21 protein-coding genes are annotated in these 23,178 nt (G+C 69.5%); 6 read left to right on the top strand and 15 right to left on the bottom strand.

The annotated features are described in order from the left end of the window. Positions 1-9: 9 nt before the first annotated feature. Together MNY62_RS04455 and MNY62_RS04450 are read right to left on the bottom strand one after the other, a co-directional pair. The gene (locus tag MNY62_RS04455) at positions 10-1,302 is read right to left on the bottom strand and encodes a NapC/NirT family cytochrome c (protein ID WP_242342897.1); all 1,293 of its coding nucleotides are present in this window, start codon (positions 1,300-1,302) and stop codon (positions 10-12) included. A 56-nt stretch (positions 1,303-1,358) separates the two neighbouring features. Next, positions 1,359-2,012 (bottom strand): DUF1080 domain-containing protein, encoded by a 654-nt coding sequence (locus tag MNY62_RS04450; RefSeq protein WP_242342896.1) that lies wholly within the window; start codon positions 2,010-2,012, stop codon positions 1,359-1,361. A 139-nt stretch (positions 2,013-2,151) separates the two neighbouring features. Here MNY62_RS04450 and MNY62_RS04445 point away from each other — a divergent pair, with 139 nt between their 5' ends. Both MNY62_RS04445 and MNY62_RS04440 read left to right on the top strand, forming a co-directional pair. Beyond that, complete coding sequence (locus tag MNY62_RS04445; RefSeq protein ID WP_242342895.1) at positions 2,152-2,853, top strand: response regulator; 702 nt, start codon at positions 2,152-2,154, stop codon at positions 2,851-2,853. Further along, entirely contained in the window at positions 2,850-4,193 is a 1,344-nt protein-coding gene (locus tag MNY62_RS04440) for a sensor histidine kinase (RefSeq protein WP_242342894.1), read from the top strand. Before MNY62_RS04445 ends, MNY62_RS04440 begins: the two co-directional genes overlap by 4 nt. A gap of 20 nt (positions 4,194-4,213) precedes the next feature. Here MNY62_RS04440 and chrA read toward each other — a convergent pair whose 3' ends face one another. The 3 genes from chrA to MNY62_RS04425 form a co-directional block, all read right to left on the bottom strand. Next, positions 4,214-5,443 (bottom strand): chromate efflux transporter, encoded by a 1,230-nt coding sequence (gene chrA, locus MNY62_RS04435; RefSeq protein ID WP_242342893.1) that lies wholly within the window; start codon positions 5,441-5,443, stop codon positions 4,214-4,216. A gap of 73 nt (positions 5,444-5,516) precedes the next feature. Continuing rightward, a complete protein-coding gene (locus tag MNY62_RS04430) occupies positions 5,517-6,200 on the bottom strand; it encodes a superoxide dismutase (RefSeq protein WP_242342892.1) in 684 nt (227 codons plus the stop codon). A 34-nt stretch (positions 6,201-6,234) separates the two neighbouring features. Continuing rightward, positions 6,235-7,371, bottom strand: coding sequence for a chromate resistance protein ChrB domain-containing protein (locus tag MNY62_RS04425; RefSeq protein WP_242342891.1), 1,137 nt, complete (start codon positions 7,369-7,371; stop codon positions 6,235-6,237). Positions 7,372-7,605: 234 nt separating this feature from the next. Between MNY62_RS04425 and MNY62_RS04420 the strand changes: the two genes are divergently transcribed. Beyond that, complete coding sequence (locus MNY62_RS04420) at positions 7,606-8,589, top strand: tetratricopeptide repeat protein (RefSeq protein WP_242342890.1); 984 nt, start codon at positions 7,606-7,608, stop codon at positions 8,587-8,589. Positions 8,590-8,736: 147 nt separating this feature from the next. Here MNY62_RS04420 and MNY62_RS04415 read toward each other — a convergent pair whose 3' ends face one another. The 4 genes from MNY62_RS04415 to MNY62_RS04400 all read right to left on the bottom strand — a co-directional run bounded on the left by MNY62_RS04415 (position 8,737) and on the right by MNY62_RS04400 (position 13,463). Then, complete coding sequence (locus MNY62_RS04415; RefSeq protein WP_242342889.1) at positions 8,737-9,600, bottom strand: muconolactone Delta-isomerase family protein; 864 nt, start codon at positions 9,598-9,600, stop codon at positions 8,737-8,739. Between the two features lie 332 nt (positions 9,601-9,932). Continuing rightward, a complete protein-coding gene (locus tag MNY62_RS04410) occupies positions 9,933-11,336 on the bottom strand; it encodes an epoxide hydrolase family protein (protein ID WP_242342888.1) in 1,404 nt (467 codons plus the stop codon). Positions 11,337-11,497: 161 nt separating this feature from the next. Beyond that, positions 11,498-12,256, bottom strand: coding sequence for an SDR family oxidoreductase (locus tag MNY62_RS04405; RefSeq protein ID WP_242342887.1), 759 nt, complete (start codon positions 12,254-12,256; stop codon positions 11,498-11,500). A gap of 121 nt (positions 12,257-12,377) precedes the next feature. Further along, complete coding sequence (locus tag MNY62_RS04400; protein ID WP_242342886.1) at positions 12,378-13,463, bottom strand: redoxin domain-containing protein; 1,086 nt, start codon at positions 13,461-13,463, stop codon at positions 12,378-12,380. 460 nt (positions 13,464-13,923) lie between these two features. Here MNY62_RS04400 and MNY62_RS04395 point away from each other — a divergent pair, with 460 nt between their 5' ends. Further along, positions 13,924-14,955 (top strand): alpha/beta fold hydrolase, encoded by a 1,032-nt coding sequence (locus MNY62_RS04395; protein ID WP_242342885.1) that lies wholly within the window; start codon positions 13,924-13,926, stop codon positions 14,953-14,955. A gap of 120 nt (positions 14,956-15,075) precedes the next feature. Here the strand turns inward: MNY62_RS04395 and MNY62_RS04390 are convergent, their stop codons facing one another. Further along, a complete protein-coding gene (locus tag MNY62_RS04390) occupies positions 15,076-17,001 on the bottom strand; it encodes a sigma-54 interaction domain-containing protein (RefSeq protein WP_242342884.1) in 1,926 nt (641 codons plus the stop codon). A gap of 38 nt (positions 17,002-17,039) precedes the next feature. Next, complete coding sequence (locus tag MNY62_RS04385; protein WP_242342883.1) at positions 17,040-17,678, bottom strand: MEDS domain-containing protein; 639 nt, start codon at positions 17,676-17,678, stop codon at positions 17,040-17,042. A gap of 177 nt (positions 17,679-17,855) precedes the next feature. Between MNY62_RS04385 and MNY62_RS04380 the strand changes: the two genes are divergently transcribed. Next, entirely contained in the window at positions 17,856-18,104 is a 249-nt protein-coding gene (locus MNY62_RS04380) for an STAS domain-containing protein (RefSeq protein WP_242342882.1), read from the top strand. 164 nt (positions 18,105-18,268) lie between these two features. On the opposite strand, the gene MNY62_RS04375 is transcribed toward MNY62_RS04380, so the two are convergent. Continuing rightward, entirely contained in the window at positions 18,269-19,501 is a 1,233-nt protein-coding gene (locus tag MNY62_RS04375; protein WP_242342881.1) for a low temperature requirement protein A, read from the bottom strand. Positions 19,502-19,568: 67 nt separating this feature from the next. Here MNY62_RS04375 and MNY62_RS04370 point away from each other — a divergent pair, with 67 nt between their 5' ends. Beyond that, the gene (locus MNY62_RS04370; protein WP_332842102.1) at positions 19,569-19,805 is read left to right on the top strand and encodes an alpha/beta fold hydrolase; all 237 of its coding nucleotides are present in this window, start codon (positions 19,569-19,571) and stop codon (positions 19,803-19,805) included. Between the two features lie 327 nt (positions 19,806-20,132). Here MNY62_RS04370 and MNY62_RS04365 read toward each other — a convergent pair whose 3' ends face one another. From MNY62_RS04365 to MNY62_RS04355, 3 genes are all read right to left on the bottom strand, one after another. Continuing rightward, positions 20,133-20,921, bottom strand: a complete 789-nt coding sequence (locus tag MNY62_RS04365; RefSeq protein ID WP_242342879.1) for a carboxymuconolactone decarboxylase family protein — start codon at positions 20,919-20,921, stop codon at positions 20,133-20,135. Between the two features lie 83 nt (positions 20,922-21,004). Beyond that, positions 21,005-22,021: a zinc-dependent alcohol dehydrogenase family protein gene (locus tag MNY62_RS04360; protein ID WP_242342878.1), complete on the bottom strand. Its 1,017-nt coding sequence runs from the start codon at positions 22,019-22,021 to the stop codon at positions 21,005-21,007. Between the two features lie 92 nt (positions 22,022-22,113). Next, positions 22,114-23,091, bottom strand: coding sequence for an aldo/keto reductase (locus tag MNY62_RS04355; protein WP_242342877.1), 978 nt, complete (start codon positions 23,089-23,091; stop codon positions 22,114-22,116). Positions 23,092-23,178 lie beyond the last annotated feature (87 nt).

Below are 23,178 nucleotides of genomic sequence, written 5' to 3'. Positions count from 1 at the left end.
CGTCGTTCCTCAGTGGCTCGCCTTCACCTGGAATGGCAAGGTGAAGCGCGAGATCTCCCGCTGGTCTCCCTTGGACGCCCGGTCGTTGTAGCGGTTGAGATCGTAGATGAGGCTCGCCTCGACGGTGTAGCTGCCGTCGCGGAGCGCGGGTTGCCAGGTCAGGACGCGTTCCTCGCCCGCCCGGATCGGCGCCTCGTGAAGGCCCTGCTCGTCGGCCTGGGTCGCGGCGATGTGGTCGGGACGCTTCTTGTCCTCCTCGAGGAAGGTTCGGTCGTCGGGGCGCGGCCCGTACCAAGGGGCGAACATCCACTCGCGCGTGGCGAGCACCTTCCCCTTGCGATCGACGGCCCGCGTCTGGAGATAGATGGCGCGCCGGTTCGAGCCGGTGGGGACCGAGTGCCCCGCGCCGACGTTGATCAGGTGGAGCTCCACGTTCGCGCCGTCCTTCTGCGGCTGAAGCATGACGAGCGAAAGGGCACTGCCGAGCCGCTGGCCGGAGTGACCGCCGGTCCAGAGGTGGCGCGCGACCGCGCGGAGCGGGACGTCCGCATCCTCGGCGGTCTTTCGCTGCGTGCGTGGCATGTGGCAGTCCTGGCACTGCTGGCGACCGAGGCCCGGCGCGGCGAAGTCGTCACGCCACTCGAGATAGGTCTGGGTCTGCTTGCCCGGGACGCGCTTTCCCAATGAGTGGCAGAACGCGCACATCTCCGAGCTCGACATCCGCTCGTCGGCGACGGTCTCGTGGGGCGCGTCGGCCTTGTGCGGTCCTCGGATCTTCCCTTCGGGCGTCAGATGGCAGGAGGCACAGGTGATGCCCTCGCCCTGAGCCTCAGCGCGGGGGGCCGGCTTCACGACCTCGAGCGCGGTGCGCTCCGGGATCGCGAAAGGCTGCGGGAAGTGGCAGACGTTGCACTTCTTGCCTTCCTCCTCGGCCTCTCGCGCGTGGATGGGCCATGGATCCGTACCGGAGACGGCGTGCGCGCTCGCCGCGACCGAGCTGCCGGCAGGCATCTCGAGGACCTTGTCATCCTTCGATCGCAGCCTGACGCCGGGGTACCGCATGTCGCTCCCGAACCCCTCGGCGTACTCACGATAGATGGCCTGATGGCAGGCGCCGCAGTCGGCGGACGGTGTGGCGGTCCCCTTGGGGAAGTCCTTGGACGGCGTGATGGCAGGGGCCGCGGGTGCGATCGGAGGGGCGGCGGGCGCGGCGGATGCGGGTCCGGTGGGAGCGGGTGCCTGCGCCCTGGCAGCGGAACCCGCCAGGACGAGCGAGACGAGGGCAGCGGTGAGGATCTTCACGAGACGGCTCCTGTCGTTTGGGCTGCGGGACGGAGAATCAGCGGCAGCAAGAGGCGCTATGGAAGCCCGGTCACCGCCAGCGCGTCGAAGGACGTGACCGAGTCGGCCTTCGTCCACACCCCGACCTTCCCGGCCTCCTTGAACGTGTCGTCCGTCGCGTCGATGATCGGCTTCCCTTCCCAGAAGACCTGGAGCCGGTTGCCGCGCGCCTCGACCGCGAGCGTGTGCCAGGCCCCGGACACGACCCGCCCGCTCCAGCCCTTGATCTGCCGGCGCCGGCCGTCGACCACGCGGTACAGGTTCACGTTGTCCTCGAGCGCGTTGGCCCGGGCCAGGTAGTAGTTGTCGGCGTCGCGGTAGCGAATGACGAGCCCGCATGCCTGGTCGACCTTCCCCGAGACCGGCTTGCACCGGACCTCGGCGCGAAGGTCCCTGAGCGCGGGTGCGTCGGCAGCCGCCACCGGGAAGCGGTTGTCGGTGCGGTCCTCATCGACCTGGGCCAGCACGTGATCGCCGGCCGGGGCGGTCGGGTCGAGCTGGATGACCCACTTTCCGGGGCGGCCCTCGCCCGTCCGGCCGAAGGAGAAGCCGGCGGGAGGGGAGCCCACAGCATCTGCCTGGAAGTCCCAGGTCCTCCCCGCGCCCTGCGCGAGCGCCGCTCCTGGGAGCGCGACAAGGGCCAGCGCAAGAACACCGATCGTCCGAAGCATGGGCATCTCCTTTCCTCGGTCGGAGCGATCCGCTCCGCGAGCGAGCGCAGGATGGCGCGACCGCGCTCGTGAAGCTCCTGAAGACTCCCTGACAGCGCTGTCAGGATTCGCCTGCCATGGCGCAGCTATACTTCCGGGCGTGCATCACGAAGATCATTCGAGAATCCTGATCGTCGAGGACGAGTCGAAGGTGGCGCGGGCGCTCGCCGACGGGCTCGGCGCCGAGCGCTTCGAGACCCGCGTCGCGTCGACCGGGGAGGAGGGGTTCTTCCTCGTCTCGAACGAGTCGTTCGATCTCATCCTGCTCGACCTCATGCTCCCGAACCGCGGCGGCCTCGAGATCCTCGCCGCGCTCCGGGCTCGCGGTCTTCAGACCCCGGTGCTCATCCTCACGGCCAAGGACACCATCGAGGACCGGGTCCAGGGCCTCGATGTGGGCGCGGACGACTACCTCGTGAAGCCCTTCGCGTTCCCCGAGCTGCTGGCTCGCGTTCGCGCCCTGCTTCGCCGCGGCAGGCTCGACCCGGCGTCGAAGCTCCGGCACGAAGACCTCGAGCTCGACCCCGTGAAGCGGGCGGTCGTGCGCGATTCACGATCGGTGGACCTCACGGCCAAGGAGTTCGAGATCCTCGAGTACCTCCTTCGCCACCAGGGGCGCGTGGTCTCCCGCGAGATGCTGGCGCGAGACGTCTGGAAGGTGACCGCGCGCGCGACCCCGCTCGACAACGTGATCGACGTGACCATCGCGCGGCTGCGCCGGAAGGTGGACGACCCCTTCCCGAGAAAGCTGGTCCACACCATCCGTGGCGTCGGCTTCGTGCTCGGCCCGGAGCCGCGATGATGCTCCGGCCGCGCAGCGTCCGCGGGCGTCTCGCGCTGTGGCACGCCGGCGTGCTGACGCTCATCGTCTGCGCCTTCTCCGGAGCGGTCTACGCTCTCGTACGAGCCCAGCTCCTCCGCGATCTCGATGCCCGGCTGGCGCGCGACCTGGCGACGATCGAGCGAACCTATCGGGAGGCCGACTACGACCTCGCAGAGGTCGAGACCCGCGCCGGAGTCGAGCTCTTCGAGGTCACCAGCGCCGGACGCGTCCTCTATCGAACGGCTGCCTGGACGAGGATCGGGCTCGACCGGGCGGCGCTGACCGAGGCCGGGCCGGCCACCTGGTCGTCGCCGCATGGGCACTCCTACCGGATGGAGACGAGGTCGTGGCACGAGCTCCGGATCGCGGTCGCCACTGACGAGGCGCTCACTCGCGGCGCGCTGGGCCGGCTCGCGCTCATTCTCGCGCTCGCCATCCCCTGCGCTGCGATCGTCGCGCTGGCAGGCGGGTACCTCCTCGCCGGCCGCGTACTCGCGCCGGTCGGCGCATTGGCCGATCACGCCCGGCGCATCACCGCCGAGGCGCTTGACGCACGGCTTCCCGTCGAGGATCCCCGGGACGAGTTCGGCCAGCTCGCGGGCGTGTTCAACGACACGCTGGCCCGGCTGCAAGACGCGTTCGAGCGCCTCCGCCGCTTCACCGCCGACGCGTCGCACGAGCTGCGGACGCCGCTCACCGCGATGCGGAGCGTGGGGGAGGTGGCGCTGCAGAACGCGCGCGATCCGGCAGCCTATCGCGAGGTCATCGGCAGCATGCTCGAGGAAGTCGAACGGCTGACGAGGCTCGTGGAGGGCCTGCTCCTCCTGACCCGCGCCGACACGGGACGCACCCACGCTGCCCGGGAGGTGGTGGATCTGGGCGCGCTCGCAACGAGCGCCGTGGAGCACCTCCGGGTGCTCGCCGAGGAGAAGGGGCAGGAGCTGACGGCCGCTGCCCATTCTGGGGTTCGGGCGCGGTGCGATCCGGCCTTGGTCCGGCAGGGAGTCGTGAACCTCCTGGACAACGCGATCAAGTACACGCCGCAGAGGGGCTCGATTCGCGTCGTCGTCGAGGTCCTGCCTTCTGGCGAGCCAGCCGTCGAGGTGAGAGACACCGGTCCCGGCATCGCCCCGGCGCACCTGGAGCGGATCTTCGAGCGCTTCTACCGGGTGGATGCCGACCGAGCGAGGCAAGCTGGCGGGATGGGGCTTGGCCTCGCCATCGCGCGGTCGGTCATCGCGGCGAACGGCGGCCGGATAGAGGTCGAGAGCACCGTGGGAAACGGGAGCGTCTTTCGAATGGTGCTGCCCGCCGTGTGACGGCCGGCTGGACGCGTCCCTCACGAGAGCGCTCCTCCGAAGAGGCCTGGAGCGAACGCGCGGAGAAGGCCGAGCGCTCCCCCTGCCAGCACGACGGCGACGACGTTCAGCCGCCACTTCCAGAAGGTGAGCACCGCGAACGCTGCCAGGCCGAGAGCGACCGTGATCCAGTCGATCGAGCCGCCCGGCATGAACGCCACCTTCGCGAGCGGGATCGAGATGGAGAAGATGAGGCCTACGACCCCGGAGGTGACGCCGCGCAGGAACTCCTTCAGGCCGGGGCGCGACGTCAGCCAGTTCATGTGGCGAGCGGCGGGCAACATGAAGAGGAAAGACGGCAGGAAGAGCCAGAACGTCGACGCAGTGGCGCCCAGCCATGGGACGCGCGCCCCGTTCCCAGCGAGGAACCCGACGAAGATGCCGATCGAGATCAGCGGGCCCGGCGTCGTCTCCCCGAGCGCCAGCGCGTCGATCATCTGCCGGTCGCTGATCCACCCGTACGTCGCGACCGCCCCTTCGCGGATGTAGGGCAGCACCGCGTAGGCGCCGCCGAAGGAGAAGAGCCCCACCTTGAAGAAGAACCACGAGATGTCGAAGAGGCGGCTCGCCATCGACTCGGCCGCCTCCGCGCGCGCCGCGACGAGCAAGGAGGCGGCGGCCGTCGCGACTCGCGAGCCCGGCCCCATCCGCCGCCACGCGATGAAGGTGAGGCCGCACCCGAAGAGCACGAGCAGGAACGGTAGCCGCCCGAAGTAGAACGCGACGAACGCCGCGAACGCGAGCATCGCGGGGAAGACGCCCTTCAAGGCGGCGCGCGAGATCCGGACGAGCGCGGCGAGGAGCAGGGCCAGTCCGACCGGACGGAAGCCCCAGAGCACGCCCAGCACCTGGGGCGTCTTTCCATAGTGGACGTAGATCCAGGCGAGCGTGGTGAGCGTGATGTAGCCGGGCAGGATGAAGAGCACGCCCGCGAGGATGCCGGCCCAGTAGCCCGCCTTCTTGTAGCCGACGTAGATGACGAGCTGCAGCGCCTCCGGTCCGGGCAGGAGGTGGCAGAAATTCAGCGCGCGTACGAACTCGTCCTCGCTGATCCACTTCCGACGCTCCACCAGCTGGAGGTGCATGAGGCCGATCTGGCCGACGGGGCCGCCGAACGCGAGCCAGCCGAGCTTGAGGAAGTACCAGAAGATCTCGGACATCGAGACCTGCTGCTGGACTCCCGCGGGCTCCGCCTCCGCGCGGTTTGACAACCCGTCGTCCACGCCGATCTCCCGCCGAGAGCCGAGGGCGGTTCGTGTGATGCTCGACCCGGCTCGCTTCTCGTCACCCAGGCGTCGAAGTTTGGTCCCACGTTTCGTATCGAGTCCCCACCGACGCCGTGGCGTCCGCCAGTCGGCGGCTCACCTCTTCCCAGTCGACGTTCTGCATGAACGCGTCGACGTACCGCGCCGCGGCCGCCCCGTAGTCGAGGTGGTAGGCATGCTCGTACATGTCGAGGACCAGCAGCGGACGGCTCCCGGGCGCCCCGCTCGTGTGATCCCATGCCCAGTAGTTGTGGAGGTCGCCCTCGGGGCCGAGGGCGAGGACGGCCCAGCCCGAGCCGCCGGCGAGCGCATTCGCGGTCCGGCGGAATTCGGCTTCCCACGTGGAGAAGGTGCCGAACGCGCGCGACAGGACGCGGTGGATCGCGTCGTCCGCCTCGCCATCGCCGCCGAGGTTCGCGAAGTAGAGCTCGTGCAGGCCGACCGAGCCGGTCCGGAGCAGCTCCTCGCGCTTGAGATCGCCGTACACGTACGGCGGCAGGACGGGATCGTCGAGCATGGCAGCGAGACGCTGCTCCACGACGTTCAGCGCCTTCACCGCACCGCAGTAGTTGTTCTCCCAGTGAGAGCGGATGAGCCGCTCGGAGAGGCCGCGGAGCTTCGAGGGATCAAAGGGGAGCGGCCGGGGCTCGTGGCGCCCCGCGAACGCAGGCGCGACCCCGGCGGACTTCTTCGTTTCGCTCATGACTCGGCGTTCTCCTTCAGCGCGGGTCGAGCGATCAGTGCCTCGTGGCGCCGTGCACGGCGTACAGGTCGTCGAACAGCGCCGCGCCGCGCGCGAGGCGTTGCTCGTCGTCGGCGTGCGCAGCTGCGATGCCCGCGACGAGCTGGCCGATGCCCGGCGCCTCCTCGCGGCCGTACTTCGCGTCCTTCACGTCGATGTCGTGGACGATCTCGGCGATGGCGCGGAGGGCGGGATCGGTGAGGCCGAACCGCTGCACGAGCACCTCGAACGTGCACAGCTCGCCCTCGTGAGTGAACTCCGATTCGAACATGTCGAAGCGAAGCTCGCCCTCTTCCGGGCGATACCCCTTCGCCGGGACGAACTTGAAGCGTGCCTCCGGATCGATGAACTTCCGGATGAGCCACGCGCTCGCCATCCGGTCCACCTTGATCCCAGTGCGCGTGACCCAGGTGCGACCTTGGTACTGCTCGCGAGCCAGCGACGCCTTCGCCGGCTCCGTCCCCTCGACTGGCCTCATGCGTGCCTCCATTCCGGACAGCAGGCCATCGACGACCTCGCGTCCGGGTGCTCCGAAGAAGTCGATCGTGGCGAGCTCGGTCGCGCGCTGGCGCAGGCGGGCAACCTGCCTTGCGAGATCGGCGCGGCGGTCGTCAGGAACCACGCCTCGGTGCGGGAAAGCTGCGGCGACGGCGCGCGCCTGCCCCGCGAGGTGGCGGAAGTCGGCCTCGCGCTCTGTCTGGAACAGCTCGATGACCTGCATGTCGGAGAGGCCTTCGATGAACCGGGCCTCGACGATCGACGCGTCTCCGCCGCCCTTCACGACCTCGCGGAGGACCCACTGGAAGTCCTCCTGCGTCTCGTCGTCGTAGGGCAGGGCGTAGACCGAGTTCTTGATGGCGACTGCCCCGATGCGGGCCAGATGCCGGCCGATCTTGACCCGTAGATAGGCGGGTGTCGGCGGGATCTGGTGGATCAGCAGCATCCAGCGCGCCTCGGGGCGGGCGGCAGAACTTTCACGTTTCGTTTTGCTCGCGCTCAACTGTGTCTCGGATCTAGCAAGTGAATCATCCAGGTGCGAGACCCTGACGGGTCGATCCGGGCGTGCAGGCCTCCGCGCAACCGCAAGGTGCCGAGACGAGCCGCTGAGCGCGGGCGCGCCGTCAGTGGCCATGGCGGTGGTGCACGTCCGGCAGGTGCGGGTGGTCGTGGAGAGCCGTCGACGGAACCGCTCACCGATCACCACTGCGAGAGCGACGTTGAAGGCGCCCGCCGCGAGGACCTTCGCTCGAGCGACGGCGACCGGGTCGCGGATCGAGAGGCGCTGGCGGTAGCTCGATCTTCGCGACGTCAGAGGGAGCCGCGCGATGCCTCCCCGCCTCCACGTACTCGGGTACACTTCGCGTCCGTGATCGGCACGATCTCCGTGGCAATGCTCCTCGCTGGCGCAGCGGCGCCGGCCGACGGCGTCGAAGCGCTCCGCGTGAGCGCGACCGCCGCGTACCGGGCGAAGCGGTACGCCGAGGCGTGCGAGGAGTTCGCGCAGGCCGCGAAGCTCGCGCCCGGCGACGCGCGGCTCGCCGGGGATCTGGGGCTGTGCTGGCACCGCCTCGGCCGGAAGAAGGAGGCCGTCGCGGAGACCCTCCGCGCCGTCCGGCTCGCGGGGCCCTGGGCCGAGCACGACGACGCGTCGCTCCGGCGGAGCGCCTACTTCAACCTCGGGCTGATGGGCGTCGCGCTGCCGGTGCCCGCCGCTGGCACGTGCGGGCCCATCCCTCCCGCCCCGGGTTGCGACCGACCGCTCCACGCTTGCACCTACGGCTGGAGCCAGATGGGAAGCGGCGGCGGCGAGGTGGGGGACGTGCTCGCGATCGCGCGGTCCGCGGATGTTGCCAGAGTGGAGGAGGACCCGGGCGACGAGGTCTCCTCCGAGGTGCTCATGAAGGTCGTCGAGCCGCTCGAGCGCGATCCCGACGAAGCGGCGTGGCCGGTCGAGCGCGGGATGGTCTATCTCTCGACCGAGATGGAGGTGCTCGTCGCGCATTGCGTCGCGTTGGCGCGGGATGCACCCTGCATCGAGGACCTCTCCGCGCCCTCGGCCCGTGCGATCGCGTGCCTCCGCAAGAAGGGTTGCAGCACGGATCCGCCGAGCTGCCCCGACCCGATGTGGGAGGACTGCTCGATGGAGACCTGCTCCGCGGAGGTGAAGAAGACCGTGAAGAGTGCGGTCGACGAATGCATGCGGCTGGCGGCATCCACATGGCAGGTCCGGTGCGACCTGGTCGCCGCCGACGCGTGCACCGGCGTCGTAGCCACCGCCTGCGTGGAGGTGGGGGCGAAGCCGTCGACGCGCGTCGTCCACGAGGTCCTGCTCGAGCCCGCCTCGGAATGAGCTGCGGTACGGCCGCCGCGACACACGCCGACCGGTGTTCTTGGCGACGACCTCTCCCGGATCGAGCGGCTCGACCGCGCTGTAGCTTACGGCCGCGGGATCGATCATCCGGTGATGATCGCACCCGCTCTTCCCGTGGGTCGTACGTCAGCCGTCGGTGGTCGCCGGGTCGCCCGGGTGCTGGGTGAGCGGGGTGATCTCGGTGGTCATCATTGCGTGCAGAGGAAGTGATTCGACGATCGCCTGCATCTCGGCCCGGTCCTGCGCGCGCCACAAGCCGAGCGCGCGCCCCTGGCCGGGGAGCGCCCAAAGCCGTACGAGGTGTCCTTGCTCGGCCAGTTGGCGGGTGCGTGCTGCCTCGCGCGCCAGGGCTTCAGCGACGGCCTGACTGGACGTGCCTTGCGGGATCGCGCGGCTGAAGGTGGTCAGGAACTCCGCGCCGATTCCCTTCGGGTTCCGGCAGGCGCCAGGGTCGTTCGGGTGGGGCGAGAGCACGGTGACCTCGTCGGTGCGCCACACGCGCAGCGGCATGGATCCCAGGACCTTTTCGAGGCCGCCGTCGTCGTCGGCGACGAACAGCCCGAACGTGCGCCATTCGCCTGGTTGCAGCGGCGGGCGCCACAGCCGCAGCAGGTGCCCCTGCGCCGCGAGCTCGCGCGACCGCGCGGCCTCGCGGCCGCGGACCTCGCTGACCGCCACTGGGGACGTGCCGTCCGGAACGTGAGTGGTCATGGCGACCAGATACTCCGACGATGTCCTTCGCGCGCTCGCGGCGAGGGCGGCGCCCGCGCCGAGGACGAGTGCGTCCTCGACGAGTCCGGTGACCGAGTTGGGCAGCCGTCGGTTGGCGGCGCGCCTGAGCCAGAAGGTCACGAACGCGGATCCGGCGGCGGTCGTTGCCGCGATGGCGACGTGGCCGCGCCTCACGCGGCCGCGCCCGACGGCGCTACCGACGAGGGCGCCCGAGAGCACGCGCCCGAGGAGCGAGGTCGGCGCGATCCGGTCCGGCAATCGAGGCCATTGATCGGCTGCCAGCTCAAAACCGCTAGCGCCCCGAGGAGCCACGGCGCCTCCTTTCTACCGAGCGTGCGCTCGACGCTCGCTCGCGCCGGCTGACCTTTCCGCCTCGACAACGCAAGGCTCACGAACGCCGGGGCGGTGAACGTCCGCACTCCCGCCACTGCCCCCCACGCCGCGGCCGCCAGCGGCCCGTTGTGCCCCATGTCCATACGCCGCCCCCTCTTCCCGGCCGCCGAGTGCCAGCCGTCGACATGCTGCGAAGTGAGCTCCGGACAGCAAGCGGGATGCCCACGCCGAGCATCGCCGGATCTGCCGGACACTCGTCATCGTGTGGCCGGGGGGGACGCGGCTTCGGCGGGCCGACGAAGGGACCTGAACGCCGCGCGGAGCTCCGCGGCGAGGACCTCCGGTTGCTCCCACGCCGCGAAGTGCCCGCCTTTGGGGAGCCGGTTGTAATGAATGAGCTTGGGGTAGGCTCTCTCCGTCCAGCTCCGCGGTGCCGTGTAGATCTCGTCAGGAAAGGCGCTCACGGCGACGGGTATGGCCACGCCTTTCGGGGCGAAGAAGGCGAGCTTGCTCTCCCAATAGAGGCGCGCCGAAGAGACCGCCGTGTTCGTCAGCCAGTAGAGCGTGACGTTGTCGAGGACGTCGTCTCGGGAAAGGCCCTCGGGCTGACCGGCGAAGACGCGTGAGATGAGCGCGTAACTGCGCGCGTCGTGGTCGAGCATCCAGGCCGCGAGGCCGACCGGTGAGTCCTCGATCCCGTACAGTGTCTGGGGGCGGCTCCCCATCTCCTGGGCATAGGCCAGGCCGTGCTTGTAGAAGAAGTCGAGCTGATCGTACGCATACTTCTCGTCGGCCGAAAGGCCGGACGGTGGCGCGCCACCGGACGCGAGCGCCTTGGCGATGTCCTCGGGGATGGTGGCGGGCATGTTGGTGTGAATGCCGGCCAGTTCCGGAGGGGCCTGCAGGGCCATCTGCTCCGTCACTGCATTGCCCCAGTCGCCGCCCTGGGCCACGTATCGCGTGTAGCCGAGGCGCTTCATCAGCACGACCCAGGCGCGTGCGATGCGAACGGGGTCCCAGCCGAGAGTCGTGGGCTTCCCGGAAAAACCATGTCCCGGCAATGACGGGATCACGACGTCGAAGGCGTCCGATGCGCTCCCGCCGTGTGCCGTCGGGTTGATCAGCGGATCGACGATCTTCAACTGCTCGACGATCGAGCCGGGCCATCCGTGCGTGACGATGATCGGCAACGCGCCCGGATGTTTCGAACGGACGTGGATGAAGTGAATGTCCTCCCCATCGATCGTCGTCACGAACTGGGGCAGGGCGTTCAGCCTCGCCTCGAACTTGCGCCAGTCATATTTTGTCTGCCAATACTGCGCGAGCTCGCGCATCGTCGCGAGCTGCACGCCTTGCGATGCATCCGCGACCAATTCCCGGGAGGGCCACTTCGTGGCGACGATCCGCCGATGCAGATCCGCGAGCGCTTCATCGGACGCGTGAAACTTGAACGGCCGGATCGATGTGTCGCCGCCATGCTGCGCCATGGCGGCGGCGACCAACGAAGTGGCAGCTACGATGCTTCCAATCACCGAATGCAGCACCGACATGACGTTCTCCTGGCGGGAGGAAGGCGATCCGAACGTTGCCCGCAGCAAGCGGCATGCCCGCCGGGCGTGACGCCGGATCTCGGATTCCTCGGCCGCGTCGAAACGCGGCACGCAACGAAGCGATCAGGCGTCGGCGCCTCTCGAGCGTTCTGGTGTCCCCGCGCAGAGGAACGCCGAGAAGTCAGCGCCGATCCTCCAGCACGCCGAGACGGCGAACGCGTCCGCAATCCTCGCGGACCTTCCATTGTCGACGCGGCTGTCGCGTAGGAGACCTAGCCGGCGACGAGCTGCTCGCCGCCGTCGATGTCGAAGGTCGCGCCGGTCACCGCCGTGTTCGTCATCAGGTGAACTGCGAGCGCGGCGACGTCGGCCGGGCCGACGACGCGCCGGATCGGGAGGGTCGCGCGGAGCTGCTCGCGCCGGGCGTCCAGCTGGTCACCGAGGATCGCCGCCGACAGTGGAGTGTCGACGAACCCGGCCGCGATCAGGTTGACGCGGACGGGCGCGAGCTCGAGCGCGAGGTTCTTCGTCAGGGCGGGAAGCGCGGCCGTGAGCGCCGAGATGAACGCGAGTCCCACCGCCGTGCGGCGGCCGCCGGTGCCGCCCATGAAGAGCAGGGTCCCTCCGGGGCGAACCTTGCCCGCGGCGTGCCGCGCCACCTGCACCGGCAGCAGGAGATGGGCCTCCACGTCGCGGCGCGCCTTGGCGACGTCGAGCTCCCGCAGCGGCGCGTAGTAGGGACCCGGGCCCGTGACCAGCACGTGGTCGATCGTCGCGGGGAGCTCGGCGAAGAACCGCCCGAGTCGTTCGAAGTCGGTGGCGTCGAAGGCGGCGGTGCGCGCCCCGAGCTCGAGGCCGGCGCGTCGCAGGCGATCCGGATCGCGCGCGGTGAGGATCACATCGGCTCCCTCCGCTCGCGCGCGCCGGGCGGTCTCGAGCCCGATCCCCGCGCCGCCGCCGATGACGACCACGATCTGGCCGGCGAGCTCCGGCCCGTGGCGGGCCGCAGCGGCTGTGGGTTCGGCGGTCATCGGTCCTCCTCCTCAGCGGCGCCGGTTTCCGACCTGGCCGCTCGTTCTGCTCTCGTAGTCGGGAAAGGTGCCTCCGGGCACGATGTCCGAGCGCATGAGCGGGCTCCTTCACGCGTGTGCGTCAGCCGAACGTGAAGGCGAAGGCCTCGACGCCGGCATCGAGGAACTCGATCTCGAACTGGCGATCGGCGATCGGAGCGGGCTGGCGGACGAGCTGGTACAGCCGCTGCTCGGTCACCGTCCCGTTCCCCTGCTCGTCGACGTCCGTTCCGTGAGCGGCGCCGGGCGGACGCCCGTCGATGAGCACGCGGAACCGCGCGGAGGTCCCTCGCGCCGCCGGACCCATGATCAGATGGAGGTCGCGCGCGTGAAAGCGGTACACGATGCGCCCGGTGGCCTCGTTCAGCACGGCGGCGTGGTCCCCGAGCGTCCACGCGCCGGCGAGCGCCCACTCGTTGAGCGCGAGCCGCGCCGGAGCCACGTAGGTGTGGCGCTTGCCCGGTGCCGACCCGCCGGGCGACGCGAAGCGCTCGATACGCCGCTGGCGGACGTACGTCTCGGGAGACCGCAAGCTGGCCCAGTCGGCGGCGGCTTCCGCGCCGCGCCCAGCCACCGAGACCAGCTCACGGCCGACGCCGCCGTTCCCAGCCTCGGCCAGCAACTGCTGGATGATCGTCTCCGACCGCTCGTAGTCACCCTCGCCGAAGTGCCGGTGACGGACGTGCCCCCGCGCGTCGACGAAGTAGAGGGCCGGCCAGGCCTCGTTCCCGAAGGCGCGCCAGACGGTGCCGTCGCTGTCGACCGCGATCGGGAAGTCCACCCGCATGTCCTTCGCCGCTCGGCGAACGTTGTCGACGTTCTTCTCGAAGGCGAACTCGGGCGTGTGCACGCCGATGACGACCAGCCCGCTGTCCTTGTACTTCTCGGCCCAGGCGCGAACGTACGGGAGCTGGCGAAGCCAGTTGATGCACGTGTACGTCCAGAACTCGACGAGGACGACCTTTCCGCGGAGACCATCAGCGGTCAATGGCTGCGAGTTGAGCCACAGCGTCGCGCCCCCGAAGGAAGGCAGGTCGCCTTCGACGGGCAGCGCGACCGCTCCGGACGCGGTCTGCTGCGGGGCGGCTGTCTCCTTGGGCGAGGAATCGATCAAGACGCCGCTCGCGCTCGCGATCACGACGCCGAGCACCAGGTCGTGCGCAGTCATGGGGGTTTACACCTCATCCGGTCGGTCTCGGCGTCCGGAGCGCCAGGCGACGCGGCGGCGCCGGAAGGTGCGTCGACGCTCGGCCCGCGATGGACGCGCCCGCCGCCCGCCGCGGGAAAAGCAAGCTGCGTGCCCGCCGGCGAGACGTCGGAGCTCGCCTCGCGTCGGCACTGGCACGACGCGCCGAGGGTCGGAGGACCGCGGCACGCCGAGAATTCGGCGGTTGCCGATCCTTCGTCACGCCGGGACGGAGGGCGCACGCGGTCGGTGGCGAGACGGCAAGCGCGCGGGTGCCGGCGCCTGCCCGGCGCACGAACGCGCCGCGGGCGGCGGCGCGTGGCTGGCTCGCGAGGTGCAGCGAAGCCGGCGGGCAGTGAGGAGACGCCTCGACACGAGCGGACGGGCGCGGGGTCCACACTCGACCCGGCTAGCGCGCGCCCTCCTCGCCACAGAGGACGACATGGCCAGCGAGGTCGACCACTCCCGGCGCCGGCTGCTCCGCGGTGCCGCGATGACGATCGTCGCCGCCCGGCTCGGGGGGCTCGCCTCTGCGGACGCAGGTGCCGGCGATCCGACCCCGCGCACGGCCGGTGCGCGCAGGTCGTTCGGGCCACTCAAGCAGATCGACGCGGGGGTGCTGAACGTCGGGTATGCCGAAGCCGGTCCCCGCGACGGTCCCGCGGTCATCCTCCTGCACGGGTGGCCTTACGACATTCACAGCTACGTCGACGTGGCCCCGCTGCTGGCGTCGGCGGGACACCGCGTGATCGTCCCGTTCCTGCGCGGCTACGGGACGACCCGCTTCCGCTCGAGCGAGACGTTCCGGAACGGCCAGCAGTCGGCGGTCGCGCTCGACGTGATCGCGCTCATGGATGCGCTCGAGATCAGGACGGCGATCCTCGCCGGCTTCGACTGGGGGGCGCGCACGGCCGACATCGTCGCGGCGCTCTGGCCGGAACGCTGCAGGGCGCTCGTCGCCGTCAGCGGGTACCTCATCACGAGCCTCGACGCGAACCTCGAGCCCTTGCCGCCGGCCGCCGAGCTGGGGTGGTGGTACCAGTATTACTTCGTCACGGAGCGCGGCCGAGCCGGGTACGAGCGGTACCGGCGCGACTTCAACAAGCTAATCTGGAGGAACGCCTCGCCGAGGTGGGCCTTCGACGACGCCACGTACGATCGCACGGCCGCCGCCTTCGACAACCCGGATCACGTCGCCATCGTCATCCACAACTACCGCTGGCGGCTGAGCCTCGCGAAGGGCGAGGCACGCTACGACGAGCTGGAGCGGAAACTGTTCGCACGACCCGTCATCACAGTCCCGACCATCACCATCGCCAGCGACTTCGACGGCGCGGCCGCGGACGGGGCAGCGTACGCCAGGATGTATGTGGGGAGGCATTCGCACCGGATCCTCGAGGGCATCGGTCACAACGTGCCCCAGGAAGCTCCCGAGGCGTTCGCGAACGCCGTGCTGGACGTGGGCGCGAGGTGAGCCGGAGCTCCGGCGCGCCGGCCCGAGGGCCCGCCGTCTGGGCACGGGCGCATGGTGCGCGCGCAGGCGCGTTCGTTTCCATGGCGCCGCCGTCGCAAACCTCGGGCGGCTGCGAGCGCTTCAGGACGTCCTGAACTTGTACTTGTCGATGTGCAGGGCCCTGATCTTGGAGTCCAGGGTCTGCCGTGGAATTCCCAGCTTCGCAGCGGCTCCGCCGGGGCCCGAGACACGTCCCTTGCACGACGCCAGGGCTCCCTCGATGAGCTCCTTCTCGCTGGCGGCGAGCGCGCCGGTGAGAGAGGCGGCCGGCCCAGGTCCGTGGCTCGCCTCGCGCTTGAACCACGACTCGTCCACGAAGAACGTGTCACGGTCGCTGAGGATGACCGCCCGCTCGACGACGTTCTGGAGCTCGCGCACGTTTCCGGGCCACGCGTAGGCCCGAAACATCTCGAGCGTGTCCTCGTCGATGCTCTTGATCGTCTTGCCCGCCTTCTTGGCGTAGCGGTCGATCATGTACCGAACCAGCAGGAGGATGTCCTCCCGCCGCTCGCGCAGCGGAGGGATCTCGACCGGGAAAACGTTCAGCCGATAGAAGAGATCCTCGCGGAAAGTGCCCGCCTTCACCGCGGCGCCCAGATCGCGGTACGTCGCGGCCAAGACGCGCACGTCGACGGAGACGGGGCGATTGCTGCCGATGCGCTCGAACTCCCGCTCCTGGAGCACGCGCAGCAGCGCCACCTGCGTCTCGGGCTGCAGATCGCCGATCTCGTCCAGGAAGATCGTCCCACCGTCCGCGGCCTCGAACCGCCCGACGCGCCGCTGCAGCGCCCCGGTGAAGGCGCCCTTCTCGTGTCCGAACAGCTCGGAGGCGACCAGGGACGGCGGGATCGCCGCGCAGTTGACGCGGATGAACGCCCGGCTCGCGCGGCTGGAGCGCTTGTGGATGGCGCGCGCCACGAGCTCCTTCCCCGTCCCCGTCTCGCCGACGATGAGGACGGTCGAGTCCGTCGGCGCGACCTTCGCCACCTTCGCGAGCACGCGGCGGAGCCCCTCGGACGAGCCGACGATCTCCTCGAACATGGACGAGCGGTCGATCTCGTCGCGGAGGGCGAGGTTCTCGTTGCGAACCCTCTCCTCCGCCCGTCGACGATCCTCGATGTCGGTCGCCGTCGCGTACCACCGCAGGATCTCTCCGCTCTCGCTGCGGAGGGGCTGGTACCGCATGAGGAACCAGCGGTACTGCCCGTCCTTGCGGCGCGCGCGCAGCTCCGACTCGAACGGCTCGCCACGCGAGAGGCCCGCCTCGCGTTCGTTCAGGACCCGCTCGCGATCGTCGGGATGGAAGATCCGCTCGCGCGCGGCCTCGGCGTTCCCGGCCACGACGCTCAACCCCGCGTAGGCGAGCACGAATGCGTTCACGTACACGACGCGTCCGTCCGGCGCGAGCACGATGATCGCCTGCGGGACTGCGTCGGTGATGCGCCGCAGCTCCTCGTTGGCGGCCGCGAGCTCCTTCGTCCGCTCGGCGACCCTCGCATCGAGCTCCTTCGCGATGCGCTTCTGCTCGCCGAGGAGCCGAGCCTCGTGGACCCCGACCACCGCCTCGTTCGCTGCGACGCTCAGCAGGAGCCGCTCGGTGTCACGAGGAAATCCGGAGCGAGCCGAGGCCGCCACCATGACGCCGAGGTCGTCCGCGAGCCCAAGCCTCAGCGCCATGATCGCGACGTCGCCCCCGCCGAAGGGGTTCGGCACCGTCGACGGCCACCGGCTCGGCTCGTCCGCGACCCAGCGATCGAACGTCCTCGCGACCTGCCGCTCCACGCCCCCCGAGCCTCGCGACTCTCCGAGCCGCACCGTCAAGAGGTACGGCGCGCTCGCCTCCAGCTTGAGCCACGCGCACGCGAAATCCAGGCCCAGCATCCCCACGACCGCGTCCAGGAGCGTGCCGACGACCTGTGCCGGGTCCTGGCCGGTCCACATCGCGGGGAGGGCCAGGACGCTGACGAGATCGTTTATGCAGGCCTGCAGCAGTCTGCTCTCGATCACCTGTTCCATCTCGGCGTGTCGTCCAGCGCGGCCAACGCTCAGTCGCGCCCTTCGCGATACTCGCGATGCTCGCGCAGGAACTCCTCCGGCGGCACGAAGAACGGGTTCTGCTGGAGGATGCCCCCGATGATGACCAGGGGATGCGTCCGCACCATGTCGAGCACGGTGACGCCTGCGAACTTCGCGAGATCGTACACGCAGATCACCGCGTCGTCGTGTCGGGACCACACGTCATTCACACGTGACTCGAACTCGACGAGCGCGGCCAGATGCGATCGACTCTCCGTCGCCCAGTCCATCTGGCACACGATGCGACTCAGCGGGAATCCACCTTTGGCGGTGCCGCTCGCGAGCTGCTCGAACGCCTCGAGCATGCGATCCTGATCGAAGCGGCCGTCGCGCAGGTAGGTGTCGGCGTTGCTCCGGAGCTCCAGCTGTCCGGTGCGCTGCGCAGCCGTCGAGTCGATGCCCGCAGCGTCGAGCCGTCGCACGTGATCCGCCCGTCGAGCCGGGTTGACGACGTGGACCGCCTTGTCGCCACACGCGAACCCGTCTTTGATGAAGGGAAGCAACACGCGGTACTGCTCGTCGTCGCTGCGGAAGAACGCACAAACGTGACGCGACCTGCCGGGCAACTCGGAGCCGGCAAACGGAATCGGTGCGGCGGGCACGCTCATGGGGGCCCCTCGAAGAGATGAAGGCGTTCTCGTGTCTACGACGGAGAGCTAAACGACGCGCCGGGACGTCGCGAAACGCCTTTCGGGTCTCCCAAGCACGCGCCGACTCACCTGCCAGCCCGTCGGCCGTCTCCGAGCCCACGCCGGGCACGTCCGCTGCATCACGTGCTCGGCGGGATGACGATGCGGATCGACACGACTACGAACGGGATCGTCGTCACTCTGCGCCTGAGTGGGCGAATCACCTCGGAGCATATCGATCATGTGACGAAGGAGATCGGGGCGCGCGGGGCGATCGTGCTGGATCTCGCCGAGGTGACGCTCGTGGACGTCGAAGTCGTTCGTTTTCTGAAATTCGCGGAGCGTCAGGGTCTCGAGCTGCGCAATTGTCCGCCGTTCATACGTGAATGGATTGCGCGGGAATGAGACCACCGCGTCGCGCGCGCGGCGTGCCTGTCCGCCCGACTTGGCGCTCGGTCAGAACCGATCGCCAAGTCGGCGCCGTGCATACCCGGGGCCGCGCGTTCGCGGAAACGGCAAGCGGCATACCGCACGACGCAGCTGAGCCGTCCGGCCGGGCGGCCCGGTGATCAGAGCCGGTGCGGCGCGCGCGCGTGTGCGCGGCCATGGCGAAGCTCCAGGGTGAGCAACGCGAAGAGCACGCCCACATATGCGCCGAGCGTGGCGATCGGGCGGCGCGTCGCCCCGACGGCCGCCAGCGAGGGGAAGAACACCCCTGCCGCGAGGAACGGCCAGTGCCACCAGCGATCTCGATGCCGGAGCACGACTGCGCGAACGAGGACGAGCCCGGTGATCCAGAGCGACAGCCCCGCCGCCACGAAGCCGACGCCGCGGGCCGCCTGGCCGCCTGGCCCACCGGCCTCGACCGCGACCCGGACGCCGACGCTGAGCGTCCCGACCCCGAGCACGATCGCGAGATGCGAGTACAGGTACGGCAACGCGCTCGAGCCGAACACCGAACGCATGTCCTGCCTGTTGACGCGCGCCGCGTAGATCCACCAGGACGTGACCACGAGCGCGAAGGACAGCAGCGCGACAACGCTCGTCCAGGCGCTCCATCCCGTCTCGGTGAGTCCACGGACGAGGCTCTCGATCGAGACGTATAGCAGCAGGCTCGTGAACGCTCCGACGCGCGACCGGACGTACCGGTCATCGAGCGGCATCCGCTGGAGGCGTGGCCGAGCCAGCCAGGGCACGGAGAAGTCAATGGCGAGCCCGAGAGCCCACGCCGCGCCTCGCTGCGAGGCGGGGAGCAAAGCGGACACCGCCCAGAGCCCCGCGCCCGCTCCGAATCCAACCAGGTACGCGTCGGCGATCCTTCGCGCATCGGAGGAAACGCCGCGGACGCTCGCGTACAGCGCGAGGAGCGCCGCCCGCGCCGCCACGAAGCCGAGCGGAAAGCGCAACGACCGCGTGGGGTCCGCGACCAGCTCGGTCGACATGACGCCGACCGCCACGACCACGGCGAGGGCCAGGAGACGTTCCATCGGCCGATCGACCGGGAAGCGGGCTGCGAACAGCGTCTGGCCGAGCCACAGCCACCAGATCGGAACGAGCTCCGCGACCCCCCTCGCGTATGCGCCCACGGTCGGATGGTCGCCGACCTGCTCCGCCCAGAGAACGATGGCGACGGCGAACACGAGATCGAAGAACAGATCGAACCATTCGCCGCCCTCGGTCTCCGGGGAGCGGTTCGGCAGGGCGCCAAGCCTCGCGCCGCCGGTGGGACGAGGCGAGCTCAGGATGCGGTGGATAGCGGGCCGGCTCGCCGCGCTCCATCGAAAGCGTTCGAAGTCCGTCACCGACGTCGCGGGTACCGACTCTCCTCACCGCGGCCGCCGAGAGTTCGGATTGTGACGCCCGTGCGGGGTGCCGAGCTGGTACCTGGTCACCACCGAGGACCGGATGATCCCGCCCCCTGCGCAGCGAATCATGGCCAAGCGTGCCGGAGCGACGACGATCGAGGAGAAGGGGTCCCACGCGATCTACATGTCGCAACCCAAGGCCGTGGCGGCGCTCATCGCCAGGGCCGCCACGAGCGTGAAGGTGGTAGCTGTCGGCTCCGCAGGAGCCGAGGAAGCCGGCATGCCTGGTGGGCACGCCTAGAGTCTGTCAGTACGCTTTGGCGAAGATGGCCCACCGATCGGTATCTCTGCCGGGGAACAGGCACTTCGCCGGGCGCCGCTCTTGCTGGAGCGGGATGCACCGCACGGACACCTCGAGCGCGGAGAGCGCGTCGACGACCTCGGGAGCGTCGACGAAGGAAGAGCAGTGAGGATGGATGAGCTTGGGCTGAAATCGACGCGGCGCTGCTAGGCCGTCCGGGCATCTTCCGCGACGACGGGCGCTGCGGCTCATCGGCGGTCAGAGGGCGAGCATGAAAGCGATCATGCAACGCAGCGGCCGCATGAAAGGAGTGAACGCCGTCGGGCGCTAGGGCTGGCCTTCAGGGATGACGTCGTTCACGCAAGTCAGGGCGCTCAGCGCCCGCGGATAGCCGATGTACGGAAGAAGCTGCGTCACGACCGCGATGAGCTTCTCCTTGTCGTTCCCGACGTTGACGTTGCCCTGGACGTGCCCCTTGAGCTGAGGCTCGGCGCCGCCGAGAGACGCCAGCATGGAAAACGTCAGGAGCTCCCGCGTCCTCGTATCGAGGCCGCTCCGGGTCCAGTAATCGCCGAAGCAGTTCGCCGAGAGGAGCTCCTTGATGTGGCGCTGATTGGCGGGCGCGGCCTCGTGCATCTCGTCGATTCGATCCCCGAAGATCTCCTTCTGGAGCGCCAGCCCCCTCGCGCGCCGGGTCTCTCGCGTCGTCGTGGACTGAGGCTCCAGCGGCAGCTCCACGCCCCTGGCCCGCAGCACCTCGTTGGTCGTGTGGATGAAGTCGAGGACCTTGGCGAGGCCGACGTAGGGGACGGCCTGGTACAGGATCTCCTTGGCCTCGACCGGGGTGACGCCCACGTTCAGCGCGCCGCCGAGCATCACCCTGTACTCGCTCAAAGCCCGGCTCGCGATCGTCGACGCCAGGATGACCATGACCCTCGTCTTCGGGTCCAGGTTCCCGTGACGGAGAACCTCGTCGAACGCGAAGTTGTCGAAGATCTCGATCAGCTCCGGGTCCGTCTCCTTCAACTTGGACTCGTACCCGGGAAAGAGCTGTTCGTGATTGCGGACGGCCGCCTCCGTCAGATGGGCAACTGGACGATTCGTGGTCGGTTTCATGTTTCCGGTCCTCGTGTCGGCGCTGCTGGCGGCCCGGGACGTTCCTGGGGTCAGAAGCGTTCGGGTCGCGCCGTGAGCACGCGCTACGGGCGCAGGAGCGCCTTGATCGCGCGGCGCTCGTCCATCGCGCGGTAGCCCTCCGCCACCTGGTCGAGTGGGAGCATGAGGTCGAACACCTTCCCCGGGTTGATCCTGCCGTTCCAGACGAGGTCGATCAGGTCGGGGAGGTAGTGGCGCACGGGGGCAGGGCCACCGAAGAGGCGGACGTGCCCGAAGAACAGGGCCTGCGCGTCGAGCTCGACGCCGTGGGGAACACCGACGTAGCCGACCGTTCCACCCGGGCGGGTGGACCGGATCGCCGCCTGCATCGCCTCCTGCGTGCCGACGCACTCCAGCACCGCATCGGCGCCGACCCCGCGGGTCAGCTCCCGGACGCGGGCCACTGCCTCGTCGCCACGCTCGGTCACGATGTCGGTCGCTCCGAACTCGCGAGCGAGCTTCTGCCGCGAGGGGTGACGGCTCATCGCGATGACGCGCTCGGCGCCCTTCTGCCGTGCGGAGAGGACGGCGAGGAGGCCGACCGCGCCGTCGCCGACGACCACCACGGTCATGCCGGGCTTCACGTTGGCGGCCTCCGCCGCGAACCAGCCGGTGCCCATCACGTCCGAGAGCGTGAGCAGGCTCGGGACGAGGTCGGCGGAGGGAGTTTCCCGGGTCGGGACCAGCGTGCCATCCGCGAGCGGCACCCGCAGGAAGGGCGCCTGCGCACCACCGACGAGCTCGCGGTGCTGGCACGACGAGTGATACCCGGCATGACAATGAGGGCAGGTGCCGTCGGAGGCGAAGAACGAGCCGATCACGAACTGGCCCGGCTTCACGCCGGTGACCTCTCGGCCGACCTCCTCGACGAAGCCGCAGTACTCGTGCCCCATCGGCGTGGGCTGGGTGATGGGGTTGGCGCCGCGGTAGGGCCACAGGTCGGACCCGCACACGCACGCCGCGGAGATGCGGATGACGGCGTCGGTCGGCTTCTCGATCTTTGGCGTCGGGCGCTCCTCGAAGCGCACGTCGCGCGGTCCGTGGATGACTGCTCCTCTCATGATGATCTCTCCTCGGCCATCTCTGTTGGAACGACTCCGGCGTCGAGCGTCACCGCCCGCATGTGCTTCGAACCTCCTCCGAACACGGGCGGCTAGAGCCCCGTCCTCTTCTCGAGCTCCTCCGGGTACCGGGCGCCCTCCACGCGAATGTTCGATGCGGCTTCGTCGATGGCGCGGAGGTCGTCCTGCGTGAGCTCGACCTCGGCGGCGCCGAGGTTCTCCTCGAGGCGGCGCAGCTTGGTCGTCCCCGGGATGGGCACGATCCAGGGCTTCTGCGCGAGCAGCCACGCGAGCGCGATCTGCGCGGGCGTCGCGTCCTTGCGCGTCGCGATGTCCCCGAGGAGGTCGACCAGCGCCTGGTTCGCCTTGCGTGCCTCCGGGGAGAAGCGGGGCACGATGTTGCGGAAATCGCTCTTCTCGAAGGTGGTCTTCTCGTCGATCTTCCCGGTCAGGAAACCCTTGCCGAGCGGGCTGAACGGGACGAACCCGATGCCGAGCTCCTCGAGCGTGGGGAGCAGCTCCTCCTCGGGCTTCCGCCACCACAGCGAGTACTCGCTCTGGACCGCCGTGACCGGCTGCACGGCGTGCGCGCGGCGGATGGTCTTCACGCCCGCCTCCGACATGCCGAAGTGCTTCACCTTGCCTTCGCGGATCAGCTCCTTCACCGTGCCCGCGACATCCTCGATGGGAACGTCCGGATCGACGCGGTGCTGGTAGAGGAGGTCGATGGCGCCGACCTCGAGCCTCCGGAGCGACGCCTCGGCGACCTCGCGGATGTGCTCGGGCCGGCTGTCCACTCCGATCGTCCCGAGCTTCATCCCGAACTTCGTCGCGATGACGACTCGGTCGCGGACGGGCGCGAGCGCCTCGCCGACCAGCTCCTCGTTCGTGAACGGCCCGTACGCCTCCGCCGTGTCGAAGAACGTGACGCCACGATCGACCGCGGCCCGGAGGAGCGCGATCATCTCCTTCCTGTCCGGTGGGGTTCCGTAGGCGAAGCTCATCCCCATACAGCCGAGGCCGATGGCCGAGACCTCGAGTCCGCTCCTTCCCAGCTTGCGCTTCTGCATCGCGTCCTCCTTCTCCGTGCTTCGTTCAACCTCGGCTCACGCCGATGCTGTGGCGGCTCTCCATCCCCGGCGTGAGCGCCAGCTTCA

Origin of the sequence: Anaeromyxobacter terrae (assembly GCF_022690685.1) — a bacterium.
GTDB classification, from domain to species: Bacteria; Myxococcota; Myxococcia; order Myxococcales; family Anaeromyxobacteraceae; genus Anaeromyxobacter; species Anaeromyxobacter terrae.
Note: the sequence above shows the minus strand (reverse complement) of the source record. Positions and strands in the feature narration are given on the sequence as shown.